21 protein-coding genes are annotated in these 21,538 nt (G+C 69.4%); 10 read left to right on the forward strand and 11 right to left on the reverse strand.

The features are described 5' to 3' along the window. The first annotated feature begins 98 nt into the window (after nucleotides 1-98). Nucleotides 99-866, forward strand: coding sequence for a methyltransferase domain-containing protein (locus ABD893_RS11035; RefSeq protein WP_345079738.1), 768 nt, complete (start codon nucleotides 99-101; stop codon nucleotides 864-866). A gap of 203 nt (nucleotides 867-1,069) precedes the next feature. On the opposite strand, the gene ABD893_RS11040 is transcribed toward ABD893_RS11035, so the two are convergent. Continuing rightward, entirely contained in the window at nucleotides 1,070-1,786 is a 717-nt protein-coding gene (locus tag ABD893_RS11040; RefSeq protein WP_345079741.1) for an EcsC family protein, read from the reverse strand. A 212-nt stretch (nucleotides 1,787-1,998) separates the two neighbouring features. Here ABD893_RS11040 and recO point away from each other — a divergent pair, with 212 nt between their 5' ends. Both recO and ABD893_RS11050 read left to right on the forward strand, forming a co-directional pair. Beyond that, a complete protein-coding gene (recO, locus tag ABD893_RS11045; protein ID WP_345079744.1) occupies nucleotides 1,999-2,733 on the forward strand; it encodes a DNA repair protein RecO in 735 nt (244 codons plus the stop codon). A 49-nt stretch (nucleotides 2,734-2,782) separates the two neighbouring features. After that, on the forward strand, nucleotides 2,783-3,592 hold the full coding sequence (locus ABD893_RS11050) for an isoprenyl transferase (protein ID WP_345079747.1): 810 nt from the start codon (nucleotides 2,783-2,785) through the stop codon (nucleotides 3,590-3,592). Nucleotides 3,593-3,617: 25 nt separating this feature from the next. Here ABD893_RS11050 and ABD893_RS11055 read toward each other — a convergent pair whose 3' ends face one another. Genes ABD893_RS11055 through ABD893_RS11075 form a run of 5 tightly spaced genes read right to left on the reverse strand, consistent with a single transcriptional unit; the run spans nucleotide 3,618 to nucleotide 7,367 of the window. Beyond that, a complete protein-coding gene (locus ABD893_RS11055) occupies nucleotides 3,618-4,151 on the reverse strand; it encodes a DedA family protein (RefSeq protein WP_345079750.1) in 534 nt (177 codons plus the stop codon). Next, on the reverse strand, nucleotides 4,148-4,618 hold the full coding sequence (locus ABD893_RS11060; protein WP_345079753.1) for a Fur family transcriptional regulator: 471 nt from the start codon (nucleotides 4,616-4,618) through the stop codon (nucleotides 4,148-4,150). The genes ABD893_RS11055 and ABD893_RS11060 overlap by 4 nt, the downstream gene beginning before the upstream one ends. 36 nt (nucleotides 4,619-4,654) lie before the next feature. Beyond that, nucleotides 4,655-5,578 (reverse strand): metal ABC transporter permease, encoded by a 924-nt coding sequence (locus tag ABD893_RS11065; protein ID WP_345079756.1) that lies wholly within the window; start codon nucleotides 5,576-5,578, stop codon nucleotides 4,655-4,657. Then, a complete protein-coding gene (locus ABD893_RS11070; protein WP_345079759.1) occupies nucleotides 5,575-6,294 on the reverse strand; it encodes a metal ABC transporter ATP-binding protein in 720 nt (239 codons plus the stop codon). The genes ABD893_RS11065 and ABD893_RS11070 overlap by 4 nt, the downstream gene beginning before the upstream one ends. Before the next feature lie 59 nt (nucleotides 6,295-6,353). Then, nucleotides 6,354-7,367, reverse strand: coding sequence for a metal ABC transporter substrate-binding protein (locus ABD893_RS11075; protein ID WP_345079762.1), 1,014 nt, complete (start codon nucleotides 7,365-7,367; stop codon nucleotides 6,354-6,356). A gap of 137 nt (nucleotides 7,368-7,504) precedes the next feature. On the opposite strand from ABD893_RS11075, the gene ABD893_RS11080 reads away from it, so the two are divergent. Further along, nucleotides 7,505-8,896 (forward strand): glycine--tRNA ligase, encoded by a 1,392-nt coding sequence (locus tag ABD893_RS11080; protein WP_345079765.1) that lies wholly within the window; start codon nucleotides 7,505-7,507, stop codon nucleotides 8,894-8,896. 146 nt (nucleotides 8,897-9,042) lie between these two features. Further along, complete coding sequence (locus tag ABD893_RS11085) at nucleotides 9,043-10,089, forward strand: DUF4037 domain-containing protein (RefSeq protein ID WP_345079768.1); 1,047 nt, start codon at nucleotides 9,043-9,045, stop codon at nucleotides 10,087-10,089. An 84-nt stretch (nucleotides 10,090-10,173) separates the two neighbouring features. On the opposite strand, the gene ABD893_RS11090 is transcribed toward ABD893_RS11085, so the two are convergent. After that, nucleotides 10,174-11,250 (reverse strand): LLM class flavin-dependent oxidoreductase, encoded by a 1,077-nt coding sequence (locus ABD893_RS11090; RefSeq protein ID WP_345079771.1) that lies wholly within the window; start codon nucleotides 11,248-11,250, stop codon nucleotides 10,174-10,176. A 212-nt stretch (nucleotides 11,251-11,462) separates the two neighbouring features. Between ABD893_RS11090 and dusB the strand changes: the two genes are divergently transcribed. The 3 genes from dusB to dnaG are packed head-to-tail and all read left to right on the forward strand — an operon-like array spanning nucleotide 11,463 to nucleotide 15,991. Then, nucleotides 11,463-12,704 (forward strand): tRNA dihydrouridine synthase DusB, encoded by a 1,242-nt coding sequence (dusB, locus tag ABD893_RS11095; RefSeq protein ID WP_345079774.1) that lies wholly within the window; start codon nucleotides 11,463-11,465, stop codon nucleotides 12,702-12,704. A 4-nt stretch (nucleotides 12,705-12,708) separates the two neighbouring features. Then, nucleotides 12,709-14,013 carry a deoxyguanosinetriphosphate triphosphohydrolase gene (locus tag ABD893_RS11100; protein ID WP_345079777.1) on the forward strand — a complete coding sequence of 435 codons (1,305 nt, stop codon included), beginning with the start codon at nucleotides 12,709-12,711 and terminating at the stop codon, nucleotides 14,011-14,013. Nucleotides 14,014-14,017: 4 nt separating this feature from the next. Then, entirely contained in the window at nucleotides 14,018-15,991 is a 1,974-nt protein-coding gene (dnaG, locus tag ABD893_RS11105) for a DNA primase (RefSeq protein WP_345079780.1), read from the forward strand. 30 nt (nucleotides 15,992-16,021) lie between these two features. Here the strand turns inward: dnaG and ABD893_RS11110 are convergent, their stop codons facing one another. From ABD893_RS11110 to ABD893_RS11125, 4 genes are all read right to left on the reverse strand, one after another. Continuing rightward, nucleotides 16,022-16,846, reverse strand: coding sequence for a CHAD domain-containing protein (locus ABD893_RS11110; protein ID WP_345079783.1), 825 nt, complete (start codon nucleotides 16,844-16,846; stop codon nucleotides 16,022-16,024). Nucleotides 16,847-17,042: 196 nt separating this feature from the next. Continuing rightward, complete coding sequence (locus tag ABD893_RS11115; RefSeq protein WP_345079785.1) at nucleotides 17,043-17,765, reverse strand: GOLPH3/VPS74 family protein; 723 nt, start codon at nucleotides 17,763-17,765, stop codon at nucleotides 17,043-17,045. A 66-nt stretch (nucleotides 17,766-17,831) separates the two neighbouring features. After that, nucleotides 17,832-18,554: an ABC transporter permease gene (locus ABD893_RS11120; protein WP_345079788.1), complete on the reverse strand. Its 723-nt coding sequence runs from the start codon at nucleotides 18,552-18,554 to the stop codon at nucleotides 17,832-17,834. 34 nt (nucleotides 18,555-18,588) lie between these two features. Then, a complete protein-coding gene (locus tag ABD893_RS11125) occupies nucleotides 18,589-19,476 on the reverse strand; it encodes an ABC transporter ATP-binding protein (protein WP_345079791.1) in 888 nt (295 codons plus the stop codon). 149 nt (nucleotides 19,477-19,625) lie between these two features. Here ABD893_RS11125 and ABD893_RS11130 point away from each other — a divergent pair, with 149 nt between their 5' ends. Together ABD893_RS11130 and ABD893_RS11135 are read left to right on the forward strand one after the other, a co-directional pair. Further along, the gene (locus ABD893_RS11130; protein WP_345079794.1) at nucleotides 19,626-20,756 is read left to right on the forward strand and encodes a sensor histidine kinase; all 1,131 of its coding nucleotides are present in this window, start codon (nucleotides 19,626-19,628) and stop codon (nucleotides 20,754-20,756) included. Further along, nucleotides 20,753-21,355 (forward strand): response regulator, encoded by a 603-nt coding sequence (locus tag ABD893_RS11135; RefSeq protein WP_345079797.1) that lies wholly within the window; start codon nucleotides 20,753-20,755, stop codon nucleotides 21,353-21,355. The genes ABD893_RS11130 and ABD893_RS11135 overlap by 4 nt, the downstream gene beginning before the upstream one ends. Nucleotides 21,356-21,538 lie beyond the last annotated feature (183 nt).

Consider the following 21,538-nt stretch of genomic DNA (forward strand, 5'->3'; position numbering starts at 1 on the left):
GAGCGCAGGTGCGAGGCCGGTCAGGTGAGCGGGCTGCTTGTGCTGCCACCCCTTCCCGCGATATCTTGATTTCAAGATACTTTTGTGGGGAGGACGGTATGGCACACACCTGGAATCCGGAGCAGTACCTGAGATTCGGAGACGAGCGGGCACGTCCCTTCCTCGAGCTCACCGCCCGGATCAGTGCTGCGAACCCGCAGCGGGTGGTGGATTTGGGTGCCGGGCCAGGCACCCAGACCGCGCTGCTGGCCGAGCGCTGGCCTGATGCAGAGGTGCTGGCCGTGGACTCGAGCCCGGAGATGATCGCCCGCGCGAGGGCTGTTCCCGGCATCCTCGCCGAGCAGGGGGATCTGCGCACATGGGAGGCCGACGGCGAGATCGATGTGCTGGTCACCAATGCCGCTCTGCAGTGGATCCCGGGCCACCTCGAGCTCCTGCCCCGCCTGGTGGAGATGCTCGCCCCAGACGGGTGGTTCGCGATGCAGGTGCCCGGCAACTTCGAGGAGCCCAGTCATGCCCTCCGCCGCGAGCTCGCCGCGAACGAGCCCTATGCCGGCCACCTGCAGGGCATTGCCGCTCCCGCCTCCCACGACGCCGCGACCTATCTCGGCGCCCTGCAGCAGCTCGGGCTCGACGTCGACGCCTGGGAGACCACCTACCTGCACGTGTTGCACGGCCCGGACCCGGTGTTCGAGTGGGTCAGCGGCACCGGGGCGCGGCCCACGCTGCAGGCCCTGCCCACACCGCTCCGCGAGCAGTTCGCCACCGAGTTCCGCAGGCGGCTGCGCGAGGCCTATCCGGACACCGGCCACGGCGTCGTGCTCCCGTTCCGGCGGATCTTCGCCGTCGGCCAGCGCCTGGCCTGACGGCTGTCAGCCTGCGACGGCTTTCAGCCGAGCGGCACGGCAGCGAGCAGCTCGTCATGAGGGCCGCCGGAACGACCCCGTCCCAGCCGTGACTCGAGCAGCTCGAGCTCGCTCGCCTCCCACGCCCGTCCGTACCTGCTCGAGCGCGGAGTCCAGATGATCGGGCGCGGCCGCGGAGGGACGGAGCGCCACGAAGAGGCGCTTCAGGCCACCGGCGGGAAGCTCTTCTGTGCGGCGGCAGCGATCTTGTTCAGCTGCGAGCGGTCGGCGAGCGCGCCGAGCACAGCGCCCAGGCCAGGGATCGCCTTGCCGAACAGTCGCGCGGAGCGCAGCCCGAAGCGGCGCAGCAGGCGGCCGCCGATCGCACCGGCGAGCTCCGACTGCGGGGTCGTCGGCAGACGCTTCGCGAGGCCCCGCGTGGCGACTCCGGCGATCGGTCCGAGCCCGACGTTCTTCAGCATGTCCCCGGACTCCTCGCCGAGCAGGGCTGCGAGCACCCGCACCCGGACCTCCTCGTCCTCGAGGTCATAGCCGCGCACTGCCGCGATCGCCCCCACCATGCGGGTGGCCTGGACATAGAACTCGACCACATTGGTGGGCAGCAGGATCGGCAGGGTGATGAATCCTCCGAGCCCGGTGGCGAAACCACCTGCGGTCACGCCCCAGCGATGGCGGCGCACGAGACGGCGCACCGCGACCTGCGGGCGGCGCTTGCCGCGCCCGCGCTGGGCGTGGCGAGCGATGTCAGCGGCAGAGGAGTAGGCAAGCTTCCCGTCCAGGCCGATGTCGCGGATCAGCGTCACCACCCGCTCGAGGGCTCCACCCGAGGGAGCCTGATCGCCCCGCCGCGCCTCCTTCATCGCTTCGCGGGCAGTGCTCTTGGCCGACTTGTCATGGCGCAGCATCGAGAAGATTCCCATGGCGCCTCCTTCCTCGTCGTGCACCGCACACAAGGCGGCGCGGCGGTCGATGGTGCCCATCATGCCGTGTCGCAGGGCAGGGACCCGCGCACCCGACCGCTCGGTGGGCCGGATGGCTGTACGGCGGGCGGCGGAGGAGTGAGCGACCTCCTGCTCGACACCGGGCCCGCCTGCGATGCCCGGTGCCGCCCGCGCCGTAGGCTCGAAGGACCATGCAGCAGAAGCTCTACCGCGACGATGCGATCGTCCTGCGCACCCATCCTCTGGGTGAGGCCGATCGCATCATCACGCTGCTCACCCGGCGGCACGGGAAGGTGCGCGCGGTCGCCAAGGGCGTGCGTCGCACCGGCAGCCGCTTCGGCGCCCGGCTGGAGCCGTTCAACCTCGTCGACATCCAGCTCCACGCCGGCAAGTCCTTGCACACGGTGACCCAGGTGGTCACCATCGACGCCTTCGCCGTGGGGATCAGCGCTGACTACGGCCGCTTCACCGCGGCCAGTGCGATGCTCGAGACCACCGACCGGCTCACCGACGAGATGGTCGACCCTCACCAGCGCGGCTTCCTGATGCTCGTCGGAGCCCTGCGAGCGATGGGGGAGGGCAAGCTCGCACCGCCGCTCGTGCTGGACTCCTTCCTGCTGCGCACTCTCGCCGTCTCGGGATGGGCGCCGGAGTTGAAGGTCTGCGCCTCCTGCGGTGCAGAGGGCCCCCACCACGCCTACGACATCCGTGCCGGTGGCCTGGTCTGCACGCCCTGCCGTCGGGCGGGAGCGATCGCGGTGCGTCAGGCCACGATCGAGCAGCTGATCTTCCTGCTCGCCGGAGACTGGGAGAATGTGCTGCAGAGCGAGGAATCCGTCATGCAGGAGGCGGGCCGTCTGATCACCGACACGGTGACCTGGCATCTCGAGCGCTCCGTACGCTCCCTGCACTACGTCGAGCGCTGAGCGGGCACTCGACCCACCCTGCTTGCTGCGATCGATCCAGGAGGACCACATGCCCGGTGCCGCCCATCACGGGTACCAGGAGCCGTACGAGCATCCCAGCGGTGCGAGGCCCCCGCAGCTGCCCACCCCCACCATCCCCGCCCATGTGGCCGTGGTCATGGACGGCAACGGGCGCTGGGCGAACCAGCAGGGCCTGCCCCGCACCGCGGGACATGAAGCCGGGGAAGCCGCGCTGCTGGACGTGGTCGCCGGCGCGCTGCAGATCGGCGTGACGCACCTGTCCGCCTATGCCTTCTCCACCGAGAACTGGAAGCGCTCCCCGGAGGAGGTCCGCTTCCTGATGGGCTTCTCCCGTTCGGTGCTGCGTCGCCAGCGCGACACCCTGAACTCGTGGGGGGTGCGCATCATCTGGATCGGTCGTGAGCAGCGGCTGTGGGGGAGCGTGATCAGAGAGCTGCGCGAGGCGGAGCAGCTCACTCGCGGGAACACCCGGATGACGCTGTACATGTGCGTGAACTACGGCGGGCGGGCCGAGATCATCGACGCGGTCCGGGAGATCGCCGAGGAGGCCAGAGCCGGGCGTCTCAGCCCCAAGGGCGTCACCGTCAAGAACTTCGCACGCCACCTGGATGATCCTGAGATGCCCGACGTGGACCTCTTCCTGCGCACCAGCGGCGAGCAGCGCACCTCGAACTTCCTGCTCTGGCAGGCCGCCTACGCGGAGCTGGTGTTCGTGCCCGAGCTGTGGCCGGATGTCGATCGCCGGGTGCTGTGGCGAGCGATCACGGAGTATGCACGGCGCGATCGCCGCTACGGAGGCGCGGTCGACGTACCGGAGCGGGAGGTCGCACCGGGCTGAGCGAGGCCAAGTCAGCCGGAGAGGCTCAGCGGTGGGCGTCGTGGGTGGCGGGTGAGACCTCAGCGGGCTCGTCCGCGGTGACTGCTGCGCTCACGCCGCCGGTGCGGCGACGGTGACGCAGCAGCACGGCCACCAGCACGACGACCAGTGCGAGCACTGCGACGGCACCCCAGGGGGAGACCAGGAACAGCTCGAACCAGGCGGCGAATGCCACCAGGCCCACGGTCGCGTAGATGAAGGCCCAGGCGAGCCCTCCGACCGCGAGGGCGGGGAGGTACCGCTTCGCCGGCATCCCGGTGAGACCAGCCGCCGCGTTGGCGGCGGTCTGGAAGCCGACCGTCAGGAAGCTCAGCGCCACCACGGGAGCTCCCCAGCGGTTGACCAGCGCTGTGGCTCGGGTGACGCCCGGGGAGTCGAGGAAGGCCGCGATGCGGCCGCGGTCCGCAGCCTTGCGGGCACCGCGTCCCAGCAGATAGGTGGCGCCGGCACGGCACCAGATCACCACATACAGGAATGCGACTGCAGGCAGCAGCGGCAGGTTCCCGACCCACTCCATCATCGTGCCCGGCCCTCATCCTCATCATCGTCGTCATCCAGGTCCTCATCGAGGTCCTCCTCGGAGTCCTCGTCGGGCTCTCCGGTCTGCCCTGCGTGGTCCGCGCACAGCCCGAAGACCTCCAGGGTGTGGTCCACGTCGGTGAAGCCGTGCTCGTGGGCGATCGCGGTCATCGCGTTCTCGAGCTTCGGGGCGAGGAACTCAACGGTGCGGCCGCACTCCCGGCACACCAGGTGGTGATGATGCCCCGTGTCCTCGCACTGGCGGTACTGCGACTCGCCGTCCGCCGCGACCAGCACGTCGAGCCGTCCGGACCGGGAGAGGGCTTGGAGGTTGCGGTAGACAGTGGCCAGGCCCACGGTCTCGCCGTCGGCCTTCATCTGCTCATGAATCTGCTGGGCGCTGCGGAAATCGTCCTGCCGCGAGAGCGTCTCGAGGATCGCGGTTCGCTGGCGGGTGTTCCGTTGCATTCCACCATTATCGCCCACGGTCATCGGGACATTCCATCAGTGGTGGGGCGTTGCACGTGCAGGGGCGGGCATGGTGCTGGACCGGAAGGGTCCGGGGCCGCCCACCGTCGGCAGCTCGCGTGCCGGGCGCAGCGCGCGGTACACCAGACCCAGGGCGTAGACGGCGATCGTCAGCAGCACGATCACACCGCCCGGCGGCAGATCCACGTACACCGTGATCAGAAGCCCGCCGAGGGCGCACAGCACCGCGATGACCATGGCGGTGCGCATGGTGCGGGTGAAGCCGACCACGAAGTGCTGCGCCGCAGCGACGGGCACGATCATCAGCGCCGAGACCATCAGCGCGCCCACGATCCGCATCGACAGGGTGACGGTCAGCGCCGCCATCACGGCGACGAGGATGTTGACCACGCGCACCGGCAGGCCGGAGGCCCGAGCGAACTCCTCGTCCGCGGTGACCGCAGAGAGCAGCCCTGAGAGGCCCACCCCGATCACCAGCACCACGGCGGCGAGCACGAAGGAGATCACGGCATCGGGCGCGGTCACGGTGGAGAGGGAGCCGAAGAGGTAGCCCATGAGGTTCTGGGAGGTGCCGCCGGCGAGCTGGATGATGACCACGCCGCCGGCGATGCCCCCGTAGAACAGGATCGCGAGCGCCACATCGCGGCTGGTGTGGCTGACCTCCCGCACGTACTCGATCAGCAGCGCCCCGATCACCGACGCGGCCAGCGCCCCGGGGATCGCCAGCAGGTCCGCGGGCGTGGCGGAGATCCAGGCGCCGACCAGCCAGCCGACGGCTACACCGGTCAGGGCCACATGGCCGAGCCCGTCACCGAGCAGGGACAGCTGCTTCTGGACCAGATAGGTGCCCACCACCGGTGCGGTGAGCCCGATGAGCACAGCGATGATCAGCGGGTAGCGCAGCAGGTCGGAGGTGAGGATGTCGATCGGCGTGATCATAGGGGGTTCATCTCCTGGCCGAGGCACTGGTCGAGCGGGGCGGCATCCTCTGGATGGCCATGGCCGGGATGGAGGCGAGGGCGCTCCTCGACGGGACCGTCATGCACCACCTGGCCGTGATCGAGCACCACGGCGCGATGGATGTCACCGGTCAGCGGACCGGTCTCGTGCAGGACCACCAGGATCGAGGTGCCGGCGGCGGACAGCTCGCGGAAGAGCTGGGAGATGAGGTCCTGGGTGGGCAGGTCGACACCGGAGAACGGCTCATCGAGCACCAGCAGCTCGGGGCTGCGCACCAGGGCGCGGGCGATCATCACGCGGCGTCGCTGCCCGCCGGACATCCTGGTGAGGGGACGGCCGGCCAGATCGGACATCCCGACCTGTTCGAGCGCGTTCGCGATCCGGGAGTCACGGCGGCTGGGCCACCAGGACCGGGCCCCCAGCAGGCCGCTCGCGACGGTTTCCTGAGCGGTGGCGGGGATGGAACCCCCCACGGCGGAATCCTGCGGCACATAGCCGAGACGATCATGGGCGATGCTGCGCTGCACGGGCTCGCCGAACAGCCGTGCGGAGCCGGACTCCAACGGCAGGATCCCCACCGCGGTCCGCAGCAGGGTCGATTTCCCGGAGCCGTTGGCGCCGAGCAGCGCCACCAGCTCACCGGGGACGATGCGGAGGTCGACGTCATGGAGCACCCGCTGGCCACCGAGGGACACAGAGGCCCCCTCCACCTCGATGACGGGGGGCAGACCATCAAGCGGTGCGGGGCGGCCGCTCACGTCCAGCTCGCGACGAGCTTGGTGCAGTTCTCTCGCATCACCTGAGGATAATCGGATTCCTCGCTCAGGTGGGTCGCGAGGTTGTCGAGCTCCTCGCTGTCGATGCCGAGGTTCTGGGCGAGGGTCTGGGCGACCTTGGGCGAGGCGGAGGTCTCGAAGAAGATCGTCGAGACACCCTCCTCCTTCACGACCTGCTCGAGCGCGAGGAGGCGCTGCGGGGAGGGCTCGGTCTCCGGGTCCACGCCGGTGATGCCGATCTGGTGCAGCCCGTAGCGCTCAGCCAGGTAGATGTAGGCGGCATGGCTGGTGATGAACGGCTTCTCGCCCTCGACCGCGCTGAAGGACTCGGTGAGCTCGGCATCGAGCTCCTCGAGCTCAGTCCGCAGCGTCCCGGCGGCGTCGGTGAAGGACTGCGCGTTCTGTGGAGAGAGCTCGCCCAGGCGGGTCGCGAGGGCGTCCGCGAGATCCGCCATGCGAACGGGGTCGTGCCAGAAGTGGGGGTCGTTCGGGCCGTGGTCGTGGCCCTCATGATCCTCACCCTCGCCACCGCCGTCGGAGGCGTGGTCGCCGTCGGCATGCTCGGCGTGCTCCTCCTCGGTCTCCCCGGCGTGGTCCTCGTGGGAGTCGCCGCCGCCGGCCGGCAGCAAGGTGATCGCAGAGGAGACGTCGAGCACGTTATCCCCGCCGTGAGAGGCGACGGCATCGTCGAGCGCGGCCTGGAAGCCGGGGATCTGCAGCACCAGACCCGCCTGCTCGATGGTCATGACCTGCTGCACGGAGAGCTCCAGGCCATGGGCGTCGACGCCCGGCGAGGAGAGGTCCTCGAGGGTGACGTGCTCCCCGCCGACCCTGGTGACCAGGTAGGAGAGGGGATATGCCGACGTCACGACCGACAGCTTCCCGTCGGCGCCGCTGCTCTCGCCCCCGCATGCCGTGAGGAGGGCGGCGCCGAGGCCGAGGCCGGTGGCGGCGAACAGGGAGCGTCGAGTGAGGCGGGAGCGAAGCGACATGACAATCATTCTCACCAGTGAAAAGGCGGTGCGCAAGTCGACGCCCCGCTCAGAACCGCTGGCGTGGGGACCCTCACAGCGCGGGAGGTGACTATGCTGGGGCGGTTCCGACCCACCCCGTCACCAGGAGTATCCCCGTGGCCAAGGCCCCCGCCAGCACGCTGGACAACGTCATCGCACTCGCCAAGAAGCGCGGCTTCGTCTTCCCGGCCGGTGAGATCTACGGCGGTACCCGCTCCGCATGGGACTACGGACCGCTCGGCGTGGAGCTCAAGGAGAACATCAAGAAGCAGTGGTGGCGCACCTTCGTGCAGTCCCGCGGCGACATGGTGGGCCTGGACTCTTCGATCATCCTGCCCAAGCGCGTGTGGGAGGCCTCCGGCCACGTCGCGACCTTCACTGACCCGCTGGTGGAGTGCAAGAGCTGCCACAACCGCTTCCGCGAGGATCACCTCCTGGAGGGCTTCGAGGAGAAGAAGGGTCGCGCGCCCGAGGGCGGCCTGGCCGAGGTGCCCTGCCCCAACTGCGGCACCCGCGGCGAGTACACCGACCCCCAGCAGTTCTCCGGTCTGATCAAGACCTTCCTCGGCCCGGTCGACACCGAGGCCGGCCTGACGTACCTCCGCCCCGAAACCGCCCAGGGCATCTTCGTGAACTTCCTCAACGTGGTCACCGCGACCCGCCAGAAGCCGCCTTTCGGCATCGGCCAGGTGGGCAAGTCCTTCCGCAACGAGATCACCCCCGGCAACTTCATCTTCCGCACCCGCGAGTTCGAGCAGATGGAGATCGAGTTCTTCACCCCGCCCGCCGAGGCGGATCACTACTTCAAGGAATGGGTCGAGGCCTGCTGGGACTGGTTCATCGATCTCGGCATCGACGCGGACAACCTGCGCCGCTTCGACGTGCCCGAGGATGAGCGTGCGCACTACAGCACCGGCACCATCGACTTCGAGTACCGCTTCGGCTTCCAGGGCAGCGAGTGGGGCGAGCTCATGGGCGTCGCGAACCGCACCGATTTCGACCTCAACAGCCACACCGAGGGCTCCGGCACGAAGATGCAGTACTTCGACCAGGCGAACAACGAGCGCTACACCCCGTACGTCATCGAGCCCTCCTTCGGCCTGACCCGATCGATGATGGCGTTCCTGGTGGATGCCTACACCGAGGACGAGGCCCCCAACGCCAAGGGCGGGGTCGACAAGCGCACCGTGCTGAAGCTCGATCCGCGCCTCGCCCCGGTCAAGGTCGCGGTGCTGCCGCTGTCCAAGAGCGAGGACCTGGTCCCGCGGGCCACCCAGCTCGCCGACCAGCTGCGCAAGCACTGGAACGTCGAGATGGACGTCACCCAGGCCATCGGTCGCCGCTACCGTCGCCAGGACGAGATCGGCACCCCGTTCTGCATCACGGTGGACTTCGAGACCGCCGAGGACCAGTCCGTGACCATCCGCGAGCGCGACACCATGGCGCAGGAGCGCGTGGCGCTGGACCAGGTCGAGTCCTACCTCGCCACGCGCCTGCTCGGAGCCTGAACGGCCTGGACGCCGGGTGAGCCGCCTCCTCCGATAGCCGCGGAGGCAGGCTGCTCGAGAAGCGCGATCACACGCCTCGGCAAGGACGGGCACGCGCCTCGAGAGATACCCCCTCGACGCCGGGCGAACAGTGACAGAGTGAGCGCATGGATGATGAGCCCGGCTCCGGCATCGAGCTCTCCCGGGCGTACTGGGAGCAGGTGGTGCGGCCGCTGCTCGCGCAGCACCGGCCGGGTCTCGAGGTCGCCGCGGCCCGGCTCGGCTCCGGGTCCGACGTCCTCGGCTATGACGATGCGCAGTCGAGGGACCACGACTGGGGCCTGCGGCTGACGCTCCTGGTCGAGGACGGTCACGCTCCCGCTGTCGATGCGCTGCTGGAGCGCGAGCTGCCTGAGCACTGGCGAGGCCTGCCCACCAGGTTCGAGACCACCTGGGAGCCCGTGATCCGGCAGCGGGTCGAGGTGGCATCCGCCGCCGATTTCGCCAGTTCACGGGTCGGCATCGATGCGGACCTGCTCGTCGGACCGGCGGGGCTCGGGCTCGAGGACTGGCTTTCGCTCACCGGGCAGGCCGCGCTCGAGGTGACCTCGGGCCCCGTCTTCCACGACGGTCCCGGTGTGCTCAGCACGCTTCGCGAGCGGCTGACCTGGTACCCCCGCGATGTATGGCTGTATGTGCTGGCCGCGGACTGGCACCGGCTCGGTCAGGAATTTCCTGACGTGGGCCGGGCCGGACTGCGCGGCGACGAGGACGGTTCCGCGGTGATCGCGGCCCGGCACGTGCGCACGATGCTGCACCTTGCACATCTTCTGCATCGGCGCTGGCCTCCCTACGGCAAATGGCTGGCGCACTCCGCCGCGATGCTGCCCGGAGGCGGAGCGCTGCGCAGCGCCCTGCATGAGGTGCTGCGGGCGCGGGACTGGCGTGCCCGCCAGACCGCCCTCGCGGATGCAGCGGAACTCCTCGCTGCCGTGCAGGGCGCTCGAGGGCTCCCGACGCTCGACCCCGCGACCGAGGGCTTCTTCGAGCGTCCGCATCTGGGAGTGCGGGACCTGTCGACTCTGCTGCTCGAGCAGGTGGAGGATCCGCAGGTCCGGGCACTCCCCGCCGGGGTGGGCACGGCCGAGCAGATCAGCGACAACGTCACGGTGCTGGTCGATTCCCGGGCCCGACGGCGGCTGGTGGGCGGATGAGCGACGGCCCGGAGGCCCCGGCCTTGTGACCAGGCGCCGAAGGACGAAGACCGGGCATCGAGGTGTGATGAGGGCCGGCAATGCTCAGCGGATCGCAGCCAGCAGCTGGGGGACCACATCCTGTCCGAAGGTCTGCAGCACGCGCTGCTGATCTGCGGCGGGAACACCGAAGGGCAGCACGAGCACGATCTCGTCGGCCGCCTGCACCACCGCGTCCGCGATCAGCGCCTGTGCGACGATCGCGGGATCATCCAGCACGATCCGGCTGTACACCGCGGGGTGTCCGCCGATCTCCGCGCCGTGATGCTCCCCGGTGACGGCAGGATCTGCCGCCCGCTCCCGCGGAAGCAGCGAGACATAGCGCTCGAGCTCCGACTCGCTCCGGACCGGGATCATCTGGCGACTGACCATCACGTGCCCCTCACCGAAGCCGGCGTCGCGTGAGGCCTCCCGGTAGGCGGTCAGCGCCTCCAGCTGGAGCTGCTCGAAGGACCGCCCCGACTCGTCGTCGGGAGCCATCGTGGCCAGCTGCAGCCCCAGGCCCATCGTGCCGGCCAGAGCCGCCCGGTGCGGACTCGCCGCACCATAGGCGAGCCGTGCCCGCACCGACGGAACCTGCGGCTGAACCTTCAGCGGTCTCCCGCGGTCGACGCCCTCGACGTGCGTGTCGGCGCCGGCCACGATCTCGCCGTCCAGCAGCGAGACCAGATCGTGCAGGATCCGATCCACGTGGTCAGGGCGCGCATCGCGGAGGGCGCCGAAGGCACGGGCGTAGATCGCGTCATTCGCCGAATAGCCGGAGCTGACCCCGGGCCGCAGCCGGCCTCCGGTGAGCAGATCTGCAGTGGCCAGATCCTCGGCCAGCCGGCCCGCGTTCTCGAAGCGCAGCGGGATCACGGCCGTGCCGAGCTCGATCCGGTGGGTGTGCTGGCCGAGCGCTGCGAGGAACAGCAGGGGAGCGGCCAGGGCGGCCTGGAGGTGGCGCACGCGGACATAGCCGACGTCATAGCCGAGCTCCTCTGCGGCGATGAAGAGGTCGATCCCCTCGGCGAGACCGCCGCTGACGGCGCCGCGGCTCGCGCCGTCACCGGGAGTGTGCTCGACCTGGGAGACGAATCCGATCCGGGGCGCGGCCCGGACCCCTGCGGCTGATGCGGACATCTCGCGCCTCCTTCTCATGACTGCCTCGACCCGGTGACTGCCTCGACGGCGCCGGGGGAGGGAAGGGCGCTGCGCCGCTGCCTTCATTCTCCTGCACGGCGCGGAATCTGACCGGGACCTACCGCCCGCACCCCTCCTCCCCAGCACGACTCGATGCACATCACCCCTGTCACCCCTCCCGAGCGACCGGGTCAGGTGGGACAATCGAGATGATGACCACCCTCAATGCCCCGTCCCGCGTGAGCCACCACGCCGTCGACCGGCCCACCGCTCCCGCGACCGCCGCTCCTGAGCGCCGTCGCGCTCTGACGATCGGACCGCACACGATCGACACCCCCGTGGTGCTCGCACCGATGGCGGGGATCACGAATATGGCGTTCCGTCTGCTGTGCCGCGAGTTCGGCGCCCTGCACAGCGACGACGACGGCGGCCTGTTCGTCGGCGAGATGGTCACCACGCGTGCGCTGGTCGAGGGCCACAAGGAGTCCTGGCGCCTGGTGACGATGGGCGAGCGGGAGACTCCCCGCTCCGTGCAGCTGTACGGCGTGGACCCCGCGACCGTGCGCCGCGCCGTGGAGATGATCCGCGAGCGCGACCTCGCCGACCACATCGATCTGAACTTCGGCTGCCCCGTCCCCAAGGTCACCCGTCGCGGCGGTGGTGGCGTGCTGCCCTGGAAGACGGAGCTGTTCACCCGGATCGTGACCGCTGCGGTCGAGGCCGCGGGCCCCGAGGTGCCGGTCACCGTCAAGACCCGCATCGGCATCGATGACGAGCACCAGACCTTCCGCGACGCCGGACTGATCGCCCAGGAGGTCGGCGCCGCCGCGATCGCGCTGCACGGCCGCACCGTCGTCCAGCACTACTCGGGCACCGCACGCTGGGAGGCGATCACCGAGCTCAAGGAGCTGATCACCGACATCCCGGTGCTCGGCAACGGCGACATCTGGTCCGCCGAAGACGCGATCCGGATGATGGACCAGACGGGCTGCGACGGCGTGGTGGTGGGCCGCGGCTGCCAGGGACGGCCCTGGCTGTTCGCGGATCTCGCCGCGGGCTTCGCCGGCAAGCCCGACCGGGTCCAGCCCACGCTCGGCGAGGTCGCCGCGATCCTGCGCCGCCACGCGGAGCTGCTGATCGAGTTCTACGAGGACGAAGGCCGGGCCCTGCGAGACCTGCGCAAGCACGTCGCCTGGTACTTCAAGGGCTACCCCGTCGGCGGCGAGATGCGCCACCGGCTGGCGACCATGGAATCCCTCGCCGACCTCGACGCCAAGATCGCCGAACTGGATCTGACCAGCCCGTACCCCGGTGCCGCTGTCGAAGGTCCGCGAGGCCGGGCGGGCACACCGAAGAAGGCCCATGTCCCCGACGGCTGGATGACCTCCCGTGAGCTCAGCACCGAGCACGCCGCCCGCCTCCACGAGGCCGAGCTCGACACCTCGGGAGGATGAGCGCATGACCACCCTGCCTCCGGCCGGCTATTCGGCGCCCGACCTCGAACGCTGGGTTCCTGAGCCCCCGAAGTCACAGGCCCGCACGCCCTTCCAGCGAGACCGCGCGCGCGTGCTGCATTCTTCGGCGCTGCGTCGACTCGGTGCCAAGACCCAGGTGCTCGGCGCCGGGTCGAACGACTTCGTGCGCACCCGCCTCACCCATTCGCTCGAAGTCGCCCAGGTGGGCCGTGATATCGGGGCGGAGCTCGGCTGCGATCCCGATATCGTCGACGCCGCCTGCCTCTCCCACGACCTCGGTCACCCGCCGTTCGGGCACAACGGTGAGAAGGTCCTCGACGAGCTTGCCGCAGACTTCGGCGGCTTCGAGGGCAACGCCCAGACCCTCCGCCTGCTCACCCGGCTGGAGCCGAAGGTCGTGGGGGAGGATCGCCCTTATGGCCTGAACCTCACCCGGGCCAGCGTCGACGCGGCGATCAAATACCCGTGGACCCGCGGCCAGGGCCCCGACCCGAGCTCCGTGAAGTTCGGTGCCTACGCCGACGACCTCGACGTCTACACCTGGGCCCGCGAGGGAGCTGTGGCCGGCAGGCAGTGCTTCGAGGCGCAGGTGATGGACCTCGCCGATGACGTCGCCTATTCGGTGCACGACATCGAGGACGCCATCACCGGCCTGAGCCTGGATCTCAAGCGGCTGCACGATCCGATGGAGCGGGCTGCGGCGCTCTACGTGGTCCAGGACTGGTATATGCCCGGAGAGTCCCTCGACGCTCTCGATGAAGCGCTGACACGGCTCGAAGCAGAACCCTCCTGGATGCCCACCTTCGACGGATCGATGCGCTCGGCCGCCGCATTGAAGGACATGACCAGCCAGCTGATCGGCCGCTTCACCCGCTCCGCGATCACCGCCACCCGTGCCGCCCACGGCCAGGACGCCATGTCGCGATACGCCGGGGAGATGGTGGTGCCGGACCAGACCCATCTCGAGATCGCCGTGCTCAAGGGCCTGGCCGCGGCGTACGTGATGTCCTCCGCCTCGCAGCAGCCGGTGTACGAAGCGCAGGAGGAGATCATTCGCGATCTGTACTCGCGGCTTTGGAACACCGGGACCCAGCACCTCAGCCCCCTGTTCGCCGAGCTCTGGCAGAGCGCCACGGACGACGACGTGCGGCGCCGGGTGGTCGTGGACCAGATCGCGTCCTACACCGACGTCACCGCCCGCCGACTCCATGCAGAGCTCTTCGACCGTGACCTCACCCACATCACCGCTGCGGACACCCCGCTGCCCGGCCTCGGATCGGAGCTCTGAGCGGGTGGCCCAGGGACTGATCCGTCGCGCCGACGTGGAGCTGGTGCGGGAACGCTCCCGCCTGGACGAGGTCGTCGCCGAGCACGTCACGCTGCGCACCGGCGGGATCGGCTCGATGAAGGGCCTGTGCCCGTTCCACGACGAGAAGACTCCCTCGTTCAACATCCGCCCGCAGCTGGGTCACTGGCACTGCTTCGGCTGCGGCGAGGGCGGGGACGTGATCTCGTTCGTCCAGAAGATCAGCCACCTCAGCTTCGTCGAAGCGGTCGAGATGCTCGCCGGCCGCTATGGCGTCCAGCTGCACTACGAGGACAGCGGCGGCGGCAGCGCCGACCGACCCGATTTCGGGACCCGACGCCGGCTGCTGGATGCGCACGCCATCGCCGAGGAGTACTTCCGCGAACAGCTCTCCACGCCGTCGGCCGAGGTGGGTCGCAGGTTCCTCACCGAACGCGGCTTCGACCAGGAGGCCGCCGCCACCTTCGGGGTGGGCTTCGCCCCCGAGGGCTGGGACTCGCTCACCGGAGTGCTGCGCTCCCGCGGCTTCACCGAGCCGGAGCTCGTCGCGAGCGGCCTGGTCTCCGAGGGCCAGCGCGGCGTCTACGACCGCTTCCGCGGCCGCCTGGTGTGGCCGATCCGCGACATCACCGGCAACACCATCGGCTTCGGCGCCCGGAAACTGCTGGAGTCCGATAAGGGCCCCAAGTACCTCAACACCCCCGAGACCGCGATCTACCACAAGTCCAATGTGCTCTACGGCCTGGACATCGCCCGCAAGGAGATCTCCTCCCAGCACCAGGTGGTGGTGGTCGAGGGATACACCGACGTGATGGCCGCCCACCTCGCGGGGGTCAAGACCGCCGTCGCCTCCTGCGGCACCGCCTTCGGCTCCGAGCACGTGAAGATCGTGCGCCGGGTCATGGGGGACTCCAACGCCTCCGCCGGGCTGCGCCTGAACACGGACGGCCGCGGCCTGGCAGGCGAGGTCATCTTCACCTTCGACGGCGACGCCGCCGGCCAGAAGGCGGCGCTGCGCGCCTTCGAGGAGGACCAGCGCTTCGTGGCCCAGACCTACGTCGCGGTCGAGGCCGGGGGCATGGACCCCTGCGAGCTGAGGATCCAGCAAGGCGATCAGGCGGTGCGGGACCTCATCGCGAAGCGTCGGCCCCTGTTCGAGTTCGCGATCCGCTCAGCGATCGCCCAGGTGGACCTCGACACCGTCGAAGGTCAGGTCACCGCGCTGCGGATGGCTGCGCCGGTGGTGGCTCAGATCCGGGATCGCGCGATGCGTCCCGAGTATGCTCGGAGGCTCTCCGGGTGGCTGGGCATGGAGGAGCGCACGGTGCTGCGCGCCGTGCATGACGCGGCCCGCAGCGAAGGACGCGGTGGTCACCGGGCCGAGGAACCGGCACCGATGACCGAACGGCCTGGAGATCACGGCGGGGTCGACGGCGCGGGGCACGCCCTGCCGGCCGCGCGCCTGGCGGATGCGGTCAACCCCCGCGACCCCGTGGGGCAGGTCGAGACGCAGTCGCTCGCGGTCATGCTCCAGGCACCGCAGCTGCTGGACGCCGAGAAGGTGGCCTCGCTCCCGGATGACTCCTTCCACGTGCCCACCCTGCAGGGGGTGTGGGACGTGATGCTCGCCGCCGGCACCCTCCTCGATGCCGTCACGGGAGAGCTGCACGCTGCCCGGTACCTCGAGCAGGTCCTCGAGATCGCCGGCGAGACCATCCGGCCGATGATCGTCGAGATCGCGAACCTCGACCTGCCGGCCCGGGACGAGGAGGACCTCCGCAAGCTCGCCGGGTCCCTGCTGGACCGCCTCACCGAACTGTCGATCACCCGTGAGTACTCGGTGCTCAAACAGCGACTCCAGCGCACCGACCCCGGGGATGGCGAGCGGCATCAGGAGATCATGGCGCGCCTGGCGCAGGTACAGGTCAAGCGCCGTGCGCTGCGCGCAGGAGATGACTGAGCGAGCTCCGCTCCCGCCGAAGTCCGGCGCTCAGAGCAGCGTCCCGGCGCGCGTCACCAGCCGGGACCGGGAACTGCTCAGCGCGTCCAGCAGGCGCCCGGTCAGAGTGCCGTGCGAGCCAGGTCGGTGAACCGTCTCCAGGAACTCGATGCCGATCACGGTGTCCTGCAGCTCCCCGAGTACATCCTGCACCTGCTGCGCTACCTCCAGATGCTCCTGGGCGGCCGGCTCCACCGGGGCGAGCAGCTCGGCCGCGTAGCGCCAGCGCTTGGCGGCTTTCCGCGCCGAGTGGAGGGCGATGGATTGGCCTTCTGAGGTGGAGAGCCGGCGCCTGACCGTGTCCCGGGCGCGGCGCAACGTGTCCTCCGTCGTGCCCTCCAGCTCCGTGCTGGCAAGGGCAGGCGGAGCGACCGTCCACAGTTCGAGCTGGCGGACGGCCCGCGTCCAGCGCTCGTGCTCGGCATGAGCGCGGAGGTCCTGGATCGCCTCCTCGCGTGCGGAGGTGAGCGCCACGGCCAGTGCATGCTGCTCGCTGGACGGCGCGTCGGCCGCGTCAGGGCTGAGCAGCTCAGCCAGGTGCAGCAGCAGCTCGGCGAGCACGTCGGCGTCCCTCACAGCGCCGAACCCGAGAGCCACCCACTGCAGGTCCGCGTCGTCATCGAGGAGGTCAGGGAAGGACTGCGGGAACGTGCGCGTGGTCGCCCGGAGCCGGCGAAGCGAGGTGCGGGTGTCATGGACCACCTCGACCGACGGCGCAGCGTCGAACTGCCGCACGCCCTCAAGCGCCCGCATCGCATGCAGGCGGACATATGTGGCCAGGGGGTCGCGGTCGCTGTCCTCCGCCTCGCTGTCCATCGTCGGCCTCCTCGAGGCGGACCGTCACGGTCATGCCTATGGCGAGCCTACGGGCTCGTCTGTCGCCGCCGAGCGCGGGGTGTGTGCGGCAGTCGGGCTGACCGTACGCACCGCCGCGAACTGGCCGCACCTGGTGAGCAGGTGCGGCCAGTCGCACCGCCGGTGATCGCTGGTTCACTCCGGGAGGCCTGGTGCGTCAGCTGCTCCGTGGAGCAGCGGCGGCCGCTGCCGCCAGCGCGCTGATGATCAGGAAGGTCGACTGGGAGACGCCGAGTCCTGCTGCCTGCGCACTGTGGTGTCCGGACTCGTATCCACGCGCGCGCTGGATGACCGCCGAGGTCCAGGGGATGTCGGGGTCCAGCTGGTGGAGCTGTGCGCTCGCGGAGAGCAGCGCGATCAGCGCTGCCGTCCTTGCATCGGCCGCCGCTTCGTCCACCAGCACCGCTCGGACGTGAGAGAGCAGTTCCTCCCGACGGGAGCTTCCCAGCTCGATCCTGTTCCGGGGCACGAAGCCCAGGAACGTGGTGCGAGTCTGGTGCAGATGCCCCTTCAGGAGCAGCGTCTCCATCACCTGGCTTCGCAGGTTCGGCCCGACAGCCGCGATCACGGTCTGGGGGTAGCGGGATCTCCTGGCCAGATACTCCCATGCCGGGCGGAGCAGGACCTCCTCGGGTGGTGGGGTCGCGCGGGAGGTGATCCGGTCTGTGCCATCAGTGGTCGTTTGCACCAGGTCGCGCAGCGCGAGCTCGGTGAGAGATGCTCCTCCCAGGATGTAGAACAGGGTGTTCTCCCCGGCGATGCTTCCGGACGATGGCTGGAAGAGCAGGAGCAGGATGTCTTCGACAAGCGTGGAGTCGGTGCTGCCGCCGCGGGGTCCTGCAGACGTCGACGGGGCTGAATGGTGATCGTGATTCTTCATGGGTCCTCCTGCTGGCTGTGTGCGCCTGTGTGCGTGCCTCTGCGTGGCGTGTCTGGTGAAGCGGGCTCAGCGCCGGGGCTCCCACCGGAAGAATCGCTGAGCGAGTGCGATCCCGAGGGCGATCCAGGCGATGGTCGGCGGCAGCAGGAGCAGGTTGTCGACCAGTCCGGTGCCCCCGTTCCAGGCATTGATGGTCAGCTCGGTCGCGGCGCCTCCGGGCAGCAGCCGCTTGAGCATGGCGAGCTCCTCGGTGCCGGTCAGCCCGATCCAGAAGGCCACCGCGGAGGTGCCCATGGTGAGCGGGAGGGTGGTGATCTGAGCATGCTCCGGGGAGGTGGTGATTCCCGCCGTGGCCAGAGCCAAGCCCACCATCATCGCCACCAGGGAGAGGGCGGAGAGGATCAGCAGCGGGATGCTCGCGGGAACCTCTGTGAGGACCGCCAGCACGGTGAGCACCGCGGCGACCTGGACGAACCCGATGAGGGCGGGCGGGCCGAGGATGCCGGCCAGGGCGGCGGCGTCGCTGACCGCCGTGGAGCGCAGACGCTTCAGGAACAGGGTCTGGCGACGGGCGGCCAGCGTGGAGACCGCTGTGGTGTACAGGCCCATGCTGATCAGGATCATCATGAAGACCCCGGCGAGGAGTCCCATGCCGGCGGGGAACTGGCTGAAGAGATCACGCTGGGTGATGAGCAGCATGCTCATGCCCACCGGGATCACGGTCGCGCTGAAGAAGACGAGTCGGTTGCGGAGGATCTGCTGGAATTCGCTGCGGGCGATGGTGAACATCTGTTTGTCCTTGGGGTGTGGTGCGGACGGCGGGTCAGTGACGGGAGACGGCGCGGAAGACGTCATCGAGGCGGGTGGGTCCCGCGTCGAGGTCGTGCAGCATCGTGTTGCTCGCATGCGCCCAGGTGAGCAGGACGTGAAGGTCCTGCTGGAGGTTCTCGGTGTGTACCAGCTGCCTGCCCTGGCCAGCGGGGGAGCTCTGCAACGGCAGCTGGGGGACCAGCGCCTCCTCGAGGGCGAAGCTGATGGTCCCGGGAAGGGTGCGGGTCAGCTCGCTCACGGTGCCCTGCCTCTGCAGGGTGCCCTCGTGCATCAGCCCGATCCTGTCGGCCCGCTGCTGGGCCTCCTCCAGATAGTGCGTGGTGAGCACGATGGTCGCCCCGTCCTCACGCAGCCGATCCACGGACTCCCAGAGGTCGTCGCGAGACTGGATGTCGAGCCCGGTGGTGGGCTCGTCGAGGAAGATCAGCTCCGGCGATCCGTAGACGGCGGTCGCGAAGTCCAGTCGGCGCTTCTCACCCCCGGAGAGGGAGGAGACACGGGTATCTGCCTTCGCGGTCAGCCCGACCAGGTCCAGCAACCGGCTGGGCTGGTCCTGACGGCCAGAGAGCCCTCCGATCAAGGTCAGGGTCTCGATCACGCTGAGATCAGCGGCGAAGCCACTCTCCTGAAGCATGATGCCGGTGCGGTGGCGCACGGCCCGACGGTCCAGCGGATCCTCACCCAGGATCCTGACCTTCCCGGAGGTCGAAGGTCGATGACCCTCGATGACCTCCAGGGTGGAGGTCTTGCCCGCGCCATTGGTGCCGAGCAGAGCGTAGAGCTCGCCGCGCCGGACCGAGAACGTGAGGTCCTTGACCGCGTGGAAGTCGCCGTAGCTGATGTTGAGTTGTTCGACGTCGATGACTGTGGGTGTGTTCATGCCGCTATTCCACGCTCGTGGGCGCTGCCGCGGCAGTCCCGCACTGTCACCGACGAGCATGACTTCTCGTCACTTCCGGTGGGAGCGGGGATCCGAGATGATGGGCGGACCAGTGCACCTGTCGGACCCCAGGAACGGAGGCAGAGCCGTTGTCCTCGACCTCCATCGCCGCACGGCGACGCCTCCACCGCGCCACGGTGCTCACCACGGTGGTGGCCATCGCCCCGGTGACGCTGGCGATCGTCGCCGTCACCTCGGGCAGCTGGCAGGAGGCGCTCGTGCTCAGCCTGGGAGTGCTGGTCACCTTCCTGGTGCTGCTGGAGTTCGAGCCCACCCGGTATCCGCGCTCCACGGCGCTCGCCGTGGTCTTCTCCTACGCGATCTGGATTCTCAGCGCAGTGCTGGCTATCAACCCGGTGGCGTTCTTCGGCGCCGCGATCCTCAGCGGGGTGCTGATCCCCCACCTGCGCAGGCGGCATCTGATCTGGATCGTCGCCATGGGGGTGCTGATCGCCGCGATCGGCGGCCTGTACTTCCTGAGCGAGCCGATCACCTGGGTCGACGTGGTGCGCTTCGTGGTGATGCCGGGTGGGCTGAGCGCTTTCGTGGGTGCGGTGATGCTCCTGATCCAGGGCTACTGGGGGATCATCGACGATCTGGAGATCGCGCAGGAGGCGGAGGCGGAGTTGGGGATCCTGCATGAGCGGATGCGCTTCGCCAGCGAGCTCCATGACATCCAGGGGCACACCCTGCACGTGGTGAACCTGAAGGTGGCACTCGCCGAGGAGCTCGTCCGTCGAGACCCCGCACGCGCGATCACCGAGCTCCGCGAGGTGTACGCGCACGTGGAGGAGACCATCAAGGAGACGAAGAACCTCGCCTACGCCCAGCGCACGCTGAACCTCCGGGCCGAGCTGGAGAACGCCCGGAACCTCCTGGACGCCGCGGGTATCACGGTGCGGATCACCCGACGCGGGGAGACTCGCCCCGGGATCGGGGAGCTGCTGAGCCAGGTGCTGCGCGAATCGACGACGAACATCCTGCGCCATGCCCAGGCCAGCCGCGCCTCGATCACACTCACCGACAGCGGGATCGAGGTCGTCAACGATGGCGCGGCCGACGGGGGACTGCCGGCCCTGCGCGGCCTGGAGACCCTTCGTGCCCGGGTCGCCAGCGAGGGCGGCGTGCTCACTGCGACGCAAGGGGAGGGCGAGTTCCGCACCGCAGTGCACTTCCCTGCCCCGGCGCCGGTGGAGCCCACCGGACGGAGACACTCATGATCCGGATCGTGCTCGCGGACGACGAGGCCCTGCTGCGCTCTGCCCTGGCGTCCCTGCTGCCCTTGAAGGCGGACATCGAGGTGGTGGGTGAGGCGGCAGATGGCGCTGCCGCCATCGACGTAGTCATGGAGCATGAACCCGATGTGCTGGTCATCGATCTCGAGATGCCGGGAATGGATGGTCTCGACGCGGTGGAGGTCATCCGGCGGCGCCGGCCCGAGCAGGTGATCCTCATGCTCACCCGGCACGCCCGCCCCGGGGTGCTCCGCCGTGCCCTGAAGCTGGGGGTGAGCGGATTCGTGAGCAAAGCGGCCCATCCCGCCCTGATCGCCGAGGTGATCGAGACCCTGCACGCCGGCAGACGCTGGATCGACCCCGAGATCTCTGCGTTGGCGGTGCTGGATGATTCCCCGCTCACCGATCGGGAGCTCGACGTGCTGCGCGAGACTCTCGAAGGCAGCTCGGTGGCCGAGATCGCCGCCCGCCTCCACCTCGCAGAGGGCACCGTCCGCAACTATCTCTCCAACGCCATGCACAAGACGCAGACCCGCAACCGGCGCGAGGCCGCACGGTATGCGCGAGCACGGGAGTGGCTGTGAACGGCGCAAGAGCGGGCCGAGCGCCGCGACCCAGTGGCACCACCACCTGCTTGAGAGACGTGCCCGAGGCCCCGGCCTCACCTCCCCTCTTGATCAGCGAGTGAGTGCGACGAGTCCCGCCTCCCGCGTGCCCGCCAACGGCGCGCTCACAGCAGTGGCCCCAGCGGGGCGGCTCCGTGCAGG

The sequence above is a fragment of the Brachybacterium paraconglomeratum genome (assembly GCF_039541415.1).
Taxonomy (GTDB): Bacteria; Actinomycetota; Actinomycetes; order Actinomycetales; family Dermabacteraceae; genus Brachybacterium; species Brachybacterium paraconglomeratum_A.